The organism is Microcoleus sp. PH2017_08_TRC_O_A (genome assembly GCF_020738665.1).
In the GTDB taxonomy this organism is placed as follows: domain Bacteria; phylum Cyanobacteriota; class Cyanobacteriia; order Cyanobacteriales; family Microcoleaceae; genus Microcoleus.
In genome coordinates, this window is record NZ_JAEQCE010000002.1 from 1 (window position 1) to 14467 (window position 14467).

General features: G+C 44.1%; 8 protein-coding genes. 5 read left to right on the forward strand and 3 right to left on the reverse strand.

The genetic code is table 11. The features are described 5' to 3' along the window. Positions 1-190 precede the first annotated feature (190 nt). From JGK22_RS00860 to ssb, 3 genes are all read right to left on the reverse strand, one after another. Positions 191-688 carry a hypothetical protein gene (locus JGK22_RS00860; RefSeq protein WP_293204253.1) on the reverse strand — a complete coding sequence of 166 codons (498 nt, stop codon included), beginning with the start codon at positions 686-688 and terminating at the stop codon, positions 191-193. A 305-nt stretch (positions 689-993) separates the two neighbouring features. After that, positions 994-1347, reverse strand: coding sequence for a hypothetical protein (locus JGK22_RS00865; RefSeq protein ID WP_293204251.1), 354 nt, complete (start codon positions 1345-1347; stop codon positions 994-996). 259 nt (positions 1348-1606) lie between these two features. Beyond that, positions 1607-2008, reverse strand: a complete 402-nt coding sequence (gene ssb / locus JGK22_RS00870; RefSeq protein WP_293204249.1) for a single-stranded DNA-binding protein — start codon at positions 2006-2008, stop codon at positions 1607-1609. A 1093-nt stretch (positions 2009-3101) separates the two neighbouring features. Between ssb and JGK22_RS00875 the strand changes: the two genes are divergently transcribed. From JGK22_RS00875 to JGK22_RS00895, 5 genes are all read left to right on the forward strand, one after another. Then, positions 3102-4526, forward strand: a complete 1425-nt coding sequence (locus JGK22_RS00875; protein WP_340517088.1) for a reverse transcriptase domain-containing protein — start codon at positions 3102-3104, stop codon at positions 4524-4526. 45 nt (positions 4527-4571) lie between these two features. Further along, the gene (locus JGK22_RS00880; protein ID WP_293204241.1) at positions 4572-5051 is read left to right on the forward strand and encodes a XamI family restriction endonuclease; all 480 of its coding nucleotides are present in this window, start codon (positions 4572-4574) and stop codon (positions 5049-5051) included. A 67-nt stretch (positions 5052-5118) separates the two neighbouring features. Next, positions 5119-11067, forward strand: a complete 5949-nt coding sequence (locus tag JGK22_RS00885; RefSeq protein ID WP_293204239.1) for an AAA family ATPase — start codon at positions 5119-5121, stop codon at positions 11065-11067. A 7-nt stretch (positions 11068-11074) separates the two neighbouring features. Continuing rightward, the gene (locus tag JGK22_RS00890) at positions 11075-11704 is read left to right on the forward strand and encodes a response regulator transcription factor (protein WP_293204237.1); all 630 of its coding nucleotides are present in this window, start codon (positions 11075-11077) and stop codon (positions 11702-11704) included. A gap of 351 nt (positions 11705-12055) precedes the next feature. Then, entirely contained in the window at positions 12056-14464 is a 2409-nt protein-coding gene (locus JGK22_RS00895; protein WP_293204235.1) for a histidine kinase, read from the forward strand. Positions 14465-14467 lie beyond the last annotated feature (3 nt).

Genomic DNA, 14467 nt, shown 5'->3' on the forward strand with positions numbered 1-14467 from the left:
ACAATGAAAATTATTTTTGATGAATATCTGCCAAAATGGAATTATCGTGCAGTGCCGACTATTTAACAGACGCTAAAGTTATTAAATTTTCATTCCTAACTTATCTAACAACTTATTTAATATGTATAAGTTATAAACTCGGAGAGTATTGAAAAAAAAATCCCCAAATGGGAATTTTTCCTAAGCTCATCTAAAATGGAATGTGAGTATATTCACTCTCGTCTAGTTCCATCTCAGTTTGAAAGCTACTCTCAAACGAAGTCAGTTCTGCTTCCGATTGCTGTTTAGAAACAGGTTTTGATTTGGACTGCGGTTGAAATTCCGGTTTCATTTTACCCTGGCTTTTTGCAGTTACTTTTGATGCAATTTCCGGTTTGACTTGAGTTTCTGGCTGTGGTTCAGTCTGAATTTCCGCTATTTCCGCGTCTTCTATATTGAAGACAGGAATATTTTCTTCAAATGTGATGTATCCTTTACAGGTACACAAAATTTTGTCAGTATTTTGAGACTCAATGAGTTGGGCAGACAGATTTTTGACAGAGAATGGAATGCTAGCAAATTCCATGTCTTCCCGACCGCGAAACTCAAAAATTCCAGTGCCTGTAACAAGGCTATTCTCGCCTTGTTGTCTGAAGTCATACTCGTCATCTTTTATGACTATCAGAGATAGCGTGCAAGTTTGCATCATGAGAGTTTCTCCTGTGTTTATGTGGTTGATTGCTAATATTCGATGCCGCGATACCAAATTTACATAAAGTTGCATAGAATTCCAGGATAACAAAATCGAAACCTGGTTTTTTTTCAGCTTGTCTATGTTCTATGCAGCTTCATGCTTGATAACGTAGTCAGTAAAGAGTTAGAATGGTCAACTATAGACTTGATTTTCAAGCCCCCACTCGAATATTTAATTTAGTGGTGGGTAGTTGACCATTCCAGTGCGATCGCTCTTACGGAGAGGATTGCTTATCACGCATAAAGATCGATCGCCCTTATCTAATTCACAGCCAACAAACCCGACATATTCAGCACTTTTTCTGACCAAATCCTTCCCTCTTCTCCAACTCTCTTTCGTTGTTCCGCATTCTCCCAAATCCCAGCCCAAGAATACTGCCAGCAAGCTAACTGAATTTGCAACTCAACTAACTCAGCAGCTATTTCTATTTCTGCATCTTGAGCCGTCCATTCAATAAACAGCTTACTTTCTTGCAGCAAACCTTCAATTATTTCGCCATTAGCTACATTTTGACAGCGAGACTTAATTCGTGCCAGATTTGACGCTAAATTTCCCAAGCGAATCGGTAGTTCGTCTTGCAAATAGCGTTCTTTTAAAGCATTCCAGTCTCTCATAATCCTCCTAATAACTGTTGAACTATGCTATCCCAATATGCGTTCGGATAGCGTGCCGGAGGCATTCGCAGTTTCATTTTTTCCTAGTCAGATTCCAGAAATAGCACCCCATAATACAGCATATTCCAGGTTCATGAAGTACAGTAGCAAAAGTCTCGATCGACTAACTAACTACGTAGATTGACAAAATTGCGCGTACACAAATACATGGAATATGCTGTAAATTGGTATGATTAGTTCTTTTCTGCAAAGATAGATGTTAAAATACCTTTGCTGAAACAGGAGTTTTGCCGTTGTGGTTGTACGCAATCTTTCCAAAAGAGTTTACTTTGGGAAGAGTTGCAGTTTGTGTTTCTCGATCGCATTTCTCTAGGAGAGTTACGCGCTGGATTTTCACAACCAGTTTTGAATGAAATTCGCCGTTGTTTCCCGTCCAGCTTTCGACCGTTACTTGACCTTCGATACCGATGAGACTGCCTTTTCTGGTGTAATTTGTAAGTACCTCACCTGTTTTCCCCCAAGCTTCAATGGAAAACCAGTCAGTTTCATCAGACATTTTTCTCTTGATGGCAAGAGAAGATTTTGTCACAGACGATCCAGATTGAAAGTAGGTAATTTCTGGATCTCGACCGAGGCGACCTACAAGCATAATTATGTTCATGCAAATTCCTTTTTAATTGTTGTAGATTTTGCGCGTAGCGCTCTTATTAATCAATTTATTTTAATTAAATACCGTTAACTTTTATTAATCATGTAATTTCGATAAAAAATTAGTGCTAAGCATGGTACAATTTCCTAATAAAATATGGACATATTTGCTGCATATAAAGCCAGTTTAGGATTTATATGCGTTGAAAATCTGTTTAAGTCCTGTTAACTAGGTCTGCCTCAAAAGCAACCGTGTGGTGGATAATACAACAGAGACGTTCCAGCAATCTAAGCTATTTAGGCGAGGGTCGCGATTAAAGGAAATGCAGTGCCAGTTAATGCCGAAAAACCACACTTGTGGAAACCCGATATTGCCCTGTCGGTAGACTTTTACAACAATTGGTTCATGCAGTTCGCTCCAAAAGCCTAGCGCGACACTCGCATTGCTACAACTCGTGCGATTCGTTGTTGCTGAATCACGGTAATCAATCCGTAAATAAAGCAACCAGACTGGCTTCCAGACATGAAGCAATCCAAGGTCTGAACTTTCAACAGTATGTAGGTGCAAGCCCTACCCGCTAAATCCAAGCGTGAATCCCTATCTGCCCACGCCGACTAGACTCGGAATTCTAGAGAGCGAAGCTGGGAACAGGGCGGAATCAGAGGTCGCAAGCCACACTGCCGCTAACGGGGAGTCCACAAGGTGAAATAGAGCCTATAAAAACAACTCAGGCAAACACGGATGCACTACTAAAAGAGAGTCCGAGGTCGTCCAAGAATAGTTCCCCGCTGTAACATGGGTTGATTAACAGCAAGGATATGGGGATTGGACAGTTGGATTGGCTACACCTAAATGGACGAACAATACTATCGAAGGAACGAATAAAAACAGTGTTAAGGTCTACGGTAGGTCGAACCCGTGGTAGAGCAGACGAGAGCATTAATCCCTTAACAGTGGGTAGGACAGACCATAATTGGTCTGAGGTGTTTAGAAAATACACAGTACAAAGAAGAGCATGATTAGACACGGTATAAAAACCAGTGAATCCTGGAAGTCGTTACCCTGGAAGAAATTCCGACGTAATTTATTCCGCCTACAATGTCGTGTGTTTAAAGCAGTTGCTAATGGCGACCTGCGTCAAGCTCGGTCACTCCAAAAACTGATTCTAAAGTCTTCAGCAGCTAGATTACTGGCAATCCGTCAGGTAACACAGCTTAATGCTGGTAAGAAAACAGCGGGTGTGGATGGCAAAGCGTCCCTTGATTTTGAAGAACGCTTCGCCCTAGAGGAAAATCTAAAGGCAAAAACCACCACTTGGAAACATCAAAAGCTCAGAGAAATACCCATCCCCAAAAAGGATGGAACTACTCGAATGCTCAAAGTGCCCACCATAGCAGATAGAGCTTGGCAATGCCTAGCAAAATATGCCTTGGAACCCGCCCACGAAGCAACATTCCACGCTCGAAGTTATGGATTCAGAACCGGACGCTCGGCACATGATGCCCAGAAGTTCCTATTCAATAACCTACGCTCACAGAGTAATGGAAAAGATAAACGAGTAATAGAGCTCGATATCGAAAAATGCTTCGACCGGATTTCACACACTTCCATTATGGATAGCCTGATTGCGCCAAAAAGCTTAAAGCAAGGAATATTCCTCTGCTTAAAAGCAGGTACAAATATCGGGTTTCCAGACCAAGGAACGCCACAAGGTGGAGTCGTGAGTCCGCTACTAGCCAACATCGCCTTAAATGGGATTGAAGATATCCATCAAAGTGTCCGGTATGCGGATGACATGGTGTTTATTCTCAAACCCCAAGACGATTCAGAAACCATACTTGATAAAATTCGCCACTTCCTAGCCCAAAGAGGAATGAACGTCAGCGAACGGAAGACCAGGCTAACCGCAGCGACAGATGGATTTGATTTTCTTGGATGGCACTTTGCCGTCCAGAGCAATAACGGAAAGTTTAGAAGCACTCCCTCAGCGGATAACCATAAAACCTTCCGTCAAAAAGTTAAAAACATCGTCAACAACAGTAACTATGGCTCCGCTGTTAAAGCCGAAAAGCTCTCAGCAGTGGTTAGAGGCTGGAGAAATTATCATCGCTACTGCAAGATGGACGGGTCTAGGAACTCCCTCTACCATATCCAGAAGAAAGCATACGCAGTGTTTAACAAGGAAACCAGACAGAATCGCTACTCCAGCAAGAAATTGTTAGACCAAGCATTCCCCACGGTTCCTTACTCCGAAAATAAACACGTCAACGTTAAAGGAACTAAAAGTCCATACGATGGCGATACCGCCTACTGGAGCGAACGAAACAGTAAACTCTATGATGGGTACACCTCTAAAGTCTTAAAACGACAAAACCATAAATGTGCATCATGTGGACTCAAATTTGTAGATGACGAACGGGTAAACCTCCACCACAGAGATGAGAATCATCAAAACTGGAAAAAGGAAAATCTAGAAGCCATTCACGAGAGTTGCCATGATTACCAACACATGAGCAAGGCGAAAGCCTAAAACATCGGGAGCCGTATGCGGGGAAACCAGCAAGTACGGATCTAAGTGGGAGGGGCGGGACTTAATAGTCTCCCTCGACCCAACCAACAAGTTGAATCCGCCTTAGCAGAGACAGCTAATCTGACCAACATCACGTCCGCCCTGCTGCGACAGCATCCAGAGGTTTTGCCTATTTTACGCATGGTGGCAGCGCCGCCAATTGCGCGCGATCGCCTGATCGGTTTAGCAGGAGTGTCGCCCAACCTGGTCAAAAATATGGAAGAGAAACAACGAATTCCGCCCCGCGCAGACATTGCAACTCTGGATGCTGAACTAACAAAAATTAGTCAAATTATTGCACGACTGCTCGACAAAGATATTTTTCCTTGGCTAGAAAGCGGACAGCAACCGACTGATAGTGAAGTTCAAAGAGCAGCAACAATTGTAGCCGATCGCCTTTGCGGTGCTATTTCTGACCCGATCGTTCGCACTCTGATTTTCAGGCGACCTGTCGCCCCGTCAGCAAAAATCCACCAAGAAGCTTAATTTTCTGGAGTTTGGCAAGTGATATACTTTGGGAAACGGATGACAGTCCTTCGTCGGTGAGCATTCAATGATTACCCTGCCTGGAGTTACTATCCACAGCAAAATCTATGAGAGCTTAGCTTCTTTGGTGTATCGGGGCATCAGAGAGCAAGATAATTGTGCAGTGATTGCCAAAGTTCTCCAGCAGGATTATCCCTCTCCTCAGGAATTAACTCGCTATCGGCAGGAGTATGAAATTACTCGCTCTCTCAACATTGAAGGCGTAGTCAAGGCATACAGCCAGCAAGACTACCAGCGCACGCTGGTTATTCTTTTGGAAGACTTTGGTGGAGAGTCTTTAGAATACTGGATGCGGCAGCAATTAGACTTCTGTCCCATGCCGTTGTCGGTTTTTTTAAATGTGGCGATCGCCATTACTGATACTTTAGGCAAAATTCATGCGGCTCATGTCATTCATAAAGATATTAATCTTAGCAACATTGTCTTTAATCCGAAGACTGGCGTTGTCAAAATCATTGATTTTGGCATTGCCACTCGCTTCAGTCGCACCAATCCCACATTCAAAAGCCTCCATCTTCTAGAAGGAACCCCCGCATACCTGTCGCCAGAGCAAACCGGGCGAATGAACCGGATGCTCGATTACCGCACCGATTTTTACTCGCTGGGTGTAACTTTCTACGAACTGCTAACTGGACACCTCCCGTTTCCCGCAACGAATATGCTGGAGCTGGTTCATTGTCATATTGCCAAGCAGCCTGTTCCCCCTCACGAGATGAATGCAGCGATTCCTAAACCCATTTCAGATATCATTCTGAAACTAATGGCAAAAAATGCAGAAGATCGCTATCAGAGTGCTTGGGGGATTAAGGCAGATTTAGAACTTTGCGATCGCCAATTCGCAGAAATGGGTCGAATTGATCGCATTCAACTGGCACTTCAGGATGTTTGCGATCGCTTTCAAATTCCCCAAAAACTGTATGGACGAGACAAGGAAATTGCACTTTTACTAGCAGCGTTTGATCGCGTAGCGTCTTTAGAGAACGATCGCATCGCTGGTTTCCAGAACAATTCAGAGCCAAGATTTAAAGTCGAAATGATGTTGGTATCTGGCTATTCTGGAATTGGCAAATCAGCGTTAGTGCAGGAACTCTATAAACCAATCACTGAAAAACGCGGCTATTTTATCTCTGGTAAATTCGATCAATTTCAGCGCAATATTCCCTACAGTGCGATCGTTGATGCTCTGCGAAAATTGGTGCAGCAGTTATTGAGTGAACCAGATGAGCAATTGGAGCAGTGGCGATCGCGACTTCTAAAAGCACTGGAAAGCAACGGGCAACTCATTATTGATGTGATTCCTGAATTAGGACTGATTATTGGCAGGCAACCGCCCATACCTGAAGTTGGCTCAACGGAAGCTCAAAATCGATTCAATCGACTCTTTCAGAACTTTGTGCGGGTGTTGTGTTCAGAGGAACATCCGCTGGTAATTTTCTTGGATGATTTGCAGTGGATTGACTCCGCCACGCTCAAGTTAATTGAACTGATGCTACTGGATGAGCAAGCTCAATCCCTCTTTTTGATTGGAGCCTATCGAGATAATGAAGTGACTCCCACTCATCCACTGAGCTTAACGCTCTCAGAACTGCGAAAACAAGGGGCAGTGCTGCAAGAGATTGTATTGTCACCCTTAATGCTTGAGCCTTTGAGTCAGTTGATTGCCGAGACGCTACATCAGAATACTGACACTGTTCGTTCCTTAGCGGAGCTAGTGCTGCGTAAAACTGAGGGTAATCCTTTCTTTGTCAGTGAATTTTTAAGATTGCTGTATAGCGAGAATCTGTTGAGCTTTGATGCAGAAAACCTAAGCTGGCAGTGGAATCTGGCTCAGATTCAAGCCCAGAAAATCACTGATAATGTGGTGAAGTTGCTACTGCTCAAGTTACAGAAACTACCAGAAGGCACCCAGCAAATGCTCCGCTTAGCTGCTTGTGTCGGGGCTGAATTTGATTTAGAGACGTTGGCGATCGTTTGTGAGCAGTCTCCTCAGACGATTTCATTGGATTTACTAGCAGCGATTCAAGCTGAATTGATTCAGCCTCTCTCTGAATTAGATGAGAACTTGTTAGTTCAGGAGTATAAGTTTTTGCACGATCGCGTACAGCAAGCAGCCTACGCCTTAATTGATGAGTCGCAGAAACAAGTGGTTCATCTCCAAATTGGTCGCAATCTACTCGAAAAAACTTTGCCAGAACAGCTATCAGAGCGGTTGTTTGAGATTGTCGATCATCTCAATCATGGAATTGAACTTGTCTCCGATCAAGCCCAACGTAATGAGATTGCTCGATTGAATTTAATCGCAGGTCAGAAAGCAAAGGCAGCAGCGGCTTATGAAGCAGCTTTTAAGTATTTCACTACAGGACTGAGCCTCCTCAATCCAGAGAGTTGGCAGAGTGAGTATGACCTCACCTTAGCGCTGTACTCAGAAGCAGCAGGAGCAGCATATCTTCACGGTCGCTTTGATGAGATGGAACAGTTCGTAGAAGGAGTACTCAACAATGCGAAGACCGCGATCGATAAAGTGCAGGTTTACGATAGCAGAATTCAAGCGTTTTTGTCACAGGGCAATCTAGAAGAAGCACTTAAAATTGGACTGGAAGTGTTGAAGCTCCTGGAAGTAGTCTTACCGGAAAATCCAAGTCAGGTAGATGTTCAGAGAGGATTGGAGGAAACGGCTGCACTGTTAGCTAGACGAGAAATCGAAGACTTAATTGATCTACCAGAGATGACTGCACCAGAACCGCTAGCAGCAATTTATATCCTGGCGAATATTGGGGCGGTTGCATTTATCGTGTCACCCGCACTACAGATTCTTATTGCGTGCAGAATGGTAAATTTATCGCTCGACTACGGTAATGCTGCCTGGTCACCACTGAGTTATGTTGGCTACGGATTTATTTTATGTGGAGCCGTTCAAGACATTGAACTCGGCTATAAATTTGGTCAATTGGCTCTTCGCTTGGCAGAACGATTGAATACCAAAAAAGGCAATGCTAAAGCATTACAGTTATTTAGTGACCATGTTATGCAATGGAAAGTACATCTTAAGGAGACGATACCACTGCTGGTTGAGGCTTATCAGGAAGGAGTGGAAACCGGAGACTTTGAAACCGCTGGTTATGCTGCATATGACGTGTGCTACAACTCGTTTTTCGTCGGTGAGGAACTCACCCAACTGGAACAGAAAACGGCAACCTACAGCAAAGTGGTTGATCGAATCAGACGGGAAAGCCCCTCGACTTGGATTGCAATAGTGTGGCAGACCATTCTTAATTTGTTAGATAGGTCTGAGAATCCCAGCCGCTTAATGGGTAGGGTATGTGATGAAGAGCAGGGGTTGCCATATGCTATTGCAGTTAAAGATGGAATTGCAATTCAAATGTTTTATTTACACAAAGTTATGTTGTGTTGTCTATTTGAAGAAGATCGCCAAGCTGCACAAACTGCTGTTTTAGCAGGGCAATATTTTGAAGAGGCGACAGCAATCAGGATTTTACCTTTATTCTGTTTCTACCATTCTTTGGCGCTTTTGAGCCTATCGCTCGATGCTTCAAACTCTGAAAAAGTAGCTTGGCTAAACTGTGTTAACACCAACCAAGAAAAGATGCAGAAATGGGCAGAACATGCCCCAATGAATTATCTACATAAATTTTATCTAGTCGAGGCAGAGAAAGCGCGAGTCTTAGGGCAATTTCTTGAGGCTGAGGAGTTTTATGAACGGGCGATTGCAGGTACTGCTGAAAATGAGTATGTCCAGGAAGAAGCATTAGCTTATGAATTAGCGGCTAAACATTATCTGGCGCGAGGTCGGTCAAAAATTGCTCAAACCTACATGAAAGAAGCGCACTATTGCTACGATCGCTGGGGCGCAAAAGCTAAAGTTAAAGACTTAGAAAAACGCTATCCACAACTACTTAATTTCAACTTAATTCGGCAATCAAATTCAACTTTGACCGAGGGAACGATCAGTCATTCGACTGCGGCGATCGATTTGGCTGCGGTGATGAAAGCGGCTCAAGCCCTCTCAGAAATTATCCATCTCGATCAATTAATTGCCAAGTTGATGCAGGCAGTGATACAAAATGCAGGAGCCGAAACTGGCGCTCTGATTCTCTTGGAAGACGATCAGCTCACTGTGGTGGCTCAATGCAGTGGGAGTAGACAGTGCGATCTGGAAAAGCTTGCTGTTGCTGACTGTGTAACGATTCCTGTCTCCGTTATTCACTTGGTAGAACGCACTCAAGAAACTTTAGTTCTTGATGATGCCGTCAGCGAATCGTCTTTTTCAACTGATCCTTACATTCAACACCAACAGACGCGATCGCTCCTCTCTATGCCAATTCTCAAGCAAAATCAGCTTGTCGGCATCCTTTATTTGGAGAACAAGCTCAGTACCGCAGTGTTTACCCGCGATCGCTTGCAAGTCCTCAAACTGTTGATTGCTCAGGCAGCAATTTCACTGGAGAATGCTCGGTTATATGAACAGTTAGCAGACTATGCCGAAACCCTGGAAAGGAAAGTAGAAGAGCGAACTCAAGCCTTGCAGCAGGAGATGGCTGAACGTCAACAAACCGAAGCCGCATTGCAACGCAGTGAAACCAAGTTCCGCAATATCTTTGAAAACTCGCAGGTTGGCATCTACCGAGTCCGCCTCTCGGATGGATTACTTCTCGATGCCAATCAACGCCATGCTAATCTGTTTGGCTTTGATTCACCAGAGGAGATCATTGGGCTTGAACACGTCATAGGCTATTATGCAGATCCCAGCGATCACCAACACCTCATTGAGTTGCTGAAGCGGGATCGGGAAGTGCGAAGCTTTGAAGCCCAAATGCGAAAACGAGATGGGACATTGTTTTGGGGGCTTTTCTCTCTTTATCTGAATGCAGACGATGGCTACATCGAAGGGGTGATTGCGGATATTAGCGATCGCAAACAGGCAGAAGCCGCTCTACAAACGAGTGAAGAACAACTGCGCTTAGCCTTAACCGCTTCAAATCAAGGACTCTACGATCTCAACATCGAAACTGAAGAAGTTGTGGTTAACCCAGAATACGCTTTAATGCTGGGCTACGATCCAGCAACATTTCACGTGACCAAATCTGAGTGGATTGAGAGTTTGCATCCTGACGACAGAGAATCAGTAGTTGCAACTTACCATGCTTGTATTACTGGAGAAGTCCCCAACTATCAAGCAGAGTATCGCCATCGTACCCAGGATGGTCAGTGGAAATGGATTCTTGCTGTTGGCAACGTTGTTGCCTGGAATGAATCTGGTGAACCCATCCGAGCGTTGGGAGTTGTTACGGATATCGACGATCGCAAACGGGCTGAAGCAGCTTCAATTTTAGAAGAGCGTAACCGCATGGCACGCGAAATTCACGATACACTCGCTCAGGCGTTTACTGGCATTCTGGCTCAGGTAGGAGCTGCAAAACAGGTGCTAACGGATGATTTAGAAGCAACTCAGGCACACCTAGACCTAATCAAAGAATTGGCGCGAACTGGACTGATTGAAGCACGGCGATCGGTCGTTGCGCTCCGTCCTCAGCTTTTGGAGGAGGGCAGTTTACAGAGCGCTCTCCATCGTCTGGTGACTCAGACCAGAACTGCCGCAATGGATACAACTTTGTATTATGAGGTCGAGGGTACAGTGTATGCTCTACCCACTGAAGTCGAGAATAACCTACTGCGGATTGGACAGGAAGCATTAACCAATGCGATTAGACACGCCCATGCTGACGAGATTCGAGTGGAGCTAGTCTACGATCGCGATCGGTTTTGCTTGCGCGTGCAAGATAATGGGCAGGGCTTTGGAGTTGGAAGTATTCCATCCTCTGAGGGTTTTGGCTTACTCGGCATGAGCGAACGAGTAGAGCGCATCGGCGCACAACTCACGATTAGCAGTCAACCTGGGCAAGGAACAGAAATTATTGTCACCGTCAATCGGGAGTAGCATTACGATGAGCCAAGCCACGACCATTCGGATTTTAATTGCAGACGATCATGCTATTTTTCGGCAAGGATTAGCTACGATTATTAATCGCGATCCAGAGATGCAGGTGATTGCCCAAGCTGAAAATGGAGAACAAGCGATCGCACTATTTGAGGAACACCAACCGAATGTCACGCTCATGGATCTGCGAATGCCTGAAGTGGAGGGAGTTGCCGCCATCAGGGCAATTTGTGCGATCGCTAAATCTGCTCGAATTATTGTCCTGACCACGTATGATAGTGACGAAGATATCTATCGGGGATTGCAGGCAGGCGCAAAAGGATACCTGTTGAAAGAAACTGAACCTGACGAGCTTCTGAATGCTATTCGTACCGTTCATCGGGGTCAGAAGTATATTCCGCCCGATGTGGGAGCAAAATTGGTTCAGCGCCTCAGCAATCCAGAACTGAGTGAAAGAGAACTAGAGGTACTCCGCTCACTGGCGCAGGGGATGAGTAATGCTGATATTGCGGCAGCTTTGAGTATCGGTGAAGGCACGGTTAAATCTCATGTCAATCGGATTTTGAATAAGTTAGATGTGAGCGATCGCACTCAAGCGGTGATTGTTGCTGTTAAGCGCGGCATTGTTAGCTTATAGGATGTACGGGTATGACAACGATTCGTATAAAGCTGTATCATGACAGGCTCAAAACCATTATATAGCAGTACTTTCAGAGATTCATATTTTAAAGAGGATTGAAATAATGAATAATCCCTGTCTAATTCACCTCTGAAGGGAAAGGCTTTATACCGATTCTTCTGGTAAAGCTAGAGTATAGTTTAAGATCTGCTACCTCATACTTATCCAGAGCTGACTTTTCACGTTAAGTCTCTAATCCACCAAACAAAGCGGGTTTCAGCCGAATGCGCAAGCGCGCAGCAAGGCGGTCGCGTGTTGTCAACAAGTGTAGATTGTTGACAGCACATCACGAGAAAATAGGAGCTTGATATGGCTGTTAAATCATTACTGAGCAGCGTTACCAAGATTCCCAGTAAGCTTTCGTTGCGAACTGTTCTTATTGTGCCACTGGTACTGCAAATTCTAGGCATCGTGGGGTTTGTTGGATATCTTTCATTTAAGAATGGAGAACAAGCAGTTAACGAGCTTTCAACCCAAATACGCCAGGAAACCAGTGCTCATATTCAATCTTATATAGAAAGCTATTTGGAAACTCCCCACCTCGTCAATCAAGTGAATGTTGAAGCGATCAAATCGGGGCATTTAGATGTGTTTAATGTGAAAGACACTAAATTATTAGAACGGTACTTTGCTCGACAGCTTCAAGTGTTTAAATCAGTGAGTTACATTAGCGTGTCAAATGAGCAAGGTGGAATCATTGGAGCGAGTCGCCACAAAACCAATTTGACAGTCGGTAGTACGGGAAATTTTGTTAAAGGTGATTTCGCTATTTACACCTCAGATAGCAATGGAAATCGGAAGAATCTGTTGAGTCTGAATCCAAACTATGATACCCGAACTAGACCTTGGTACATCACGCTCGCTCAAGCAGGGAGACCCGCATGGAGCAAGATTACTACTTATACGGATAACAATGTAGGCCTTACCTCTGGCGTTCCTTTCTTTGACTCAACAGGAAAATTGGCAGGAATTTTAACAACTGATTTGGCAATCTCACAGATTAGTACTTTTTTGCAAGGATTAAGAATCAGCGATTCGGGAGCAATGTTTGTAATTGAGCGATCGGGTTTGATGGTAGCATCTTCCACTTCAGAGAAGCTATATGTTTTAAACCAGAATCAGCAGAATGCTCAACGACTTAAGGCAATCGAAAGCACAGTTCCTTTAGTCCGAGAGACAGCTAAATATCTAAGCGATCGTTTTGGGGATTTTGACAAAATTAATGGAAGTCAACAAATTGATTTTACGATTGATGGGAAGCGCCACTTTTTACAAATAAGTTCTCTAAAAGATGAACGAGGGATCGATTGGTTAATTATAGTTGTTGTACCTGAAGATGAGTTTGTCAAGCAAATTCATAGCAACACTCTCACTACTGTTTTACTATGTGTCGTTGCCTTGGTAGTAGCGATGTTAATCTGCATCCAAACAATTCGATGGATTACCCAACCAATTCTAAGCTTAAATCAGTCAGCGAAGGCGCTAGCGAAGGGAAATTGGCAACAAACTGCTAATACAGAACGCTCCGACGAGTTAGGGGAATTGGCAAAGTCATTTAATACAATGACTCATGAATTACAAGCTTCATTTGATGAAATGAAGACATTAAATGAAGCTCTGTCGCAAAGTGAGAAGCTTTTAGAGAATTACAATCAGACTCTTGAGAAACAGGTGTCAGAACGAACAGCAGATCTACAGAAAAGCGAAGCTGCACTGCGCGATGTCTACGACGAACTGCGCCTACGCGAACAAGAATTACGTCTGATCACCGACGCTCTGCCCGTTTGTATCTTTTATACAGATGCTAATCAGCGCTATTGCTTTGTTAATCAGACCTGTGAAGCTTGGTTTGGGCGTAATCGAGATCAAATTCTTGGTAAGCTGAACCGTGAGATCTTGGGTGAGGTGGCTTATCAAGCTGTTGAACCGTATGTTAAGCAGGTGTTGGGAGGACAAATCACGACCTATGAATCAGAACTTTCCTATTCGTCTGGTAAAAAGCATATCAGTGCAGTCTATATCCCTGATTTCGATCGCAATGCTCAAGTGAGAGGATACTATGGTTTGATTACAGACATTAGCGATCGCAAACGCGCTGAGGAAGCCTCAATTTTAGAAGAACGCAACCGCATGGCGCGAGAAATCCACGATACACTAGCGCAAGCGTTTACTGGCATTCTGCTGCATATTGGAGCGGCGACGGAGCAGATTACAAAAAATCCAGAGAGGGCTCAGGCTCACATGGAAACAATCGATGAATTAGCCCGAACTGGACTGGCTGAAGCTCGGCGATCAGTTACCACCCTCCGACCAAAACTGTTAGAGGAGGGAGACTTATATCGTGCCCTCACCCATCTAACCGTTCAAATGAAATCTTCCACAAACACTCACATCACCTGTGAAATCATCGGTGTTGTCTATGCTTTATCACCAGATGTTGAAAATAACCTCTTACGCATTGGCCAAGAAGCATTAACCAATGCCATTAGATATGCCCACGCGACCTTAATTCAAGTTGAATTAATCTATGAGGAGATGCAGTGTCTTTTAAAGATTAAAGACGATGGACAGGGATTTGAAGTTGAACAAGTATATCCAACGAAGGGATTTGGTTTACTGGGGATGAGTGAACGGGTTGAGCAGATTGGTGGTGAATTAATCATCCACAGTCAGCCCGATCGGGGTACAGAGGTTATTGTAATCGTGAATCGGGAGTAGACA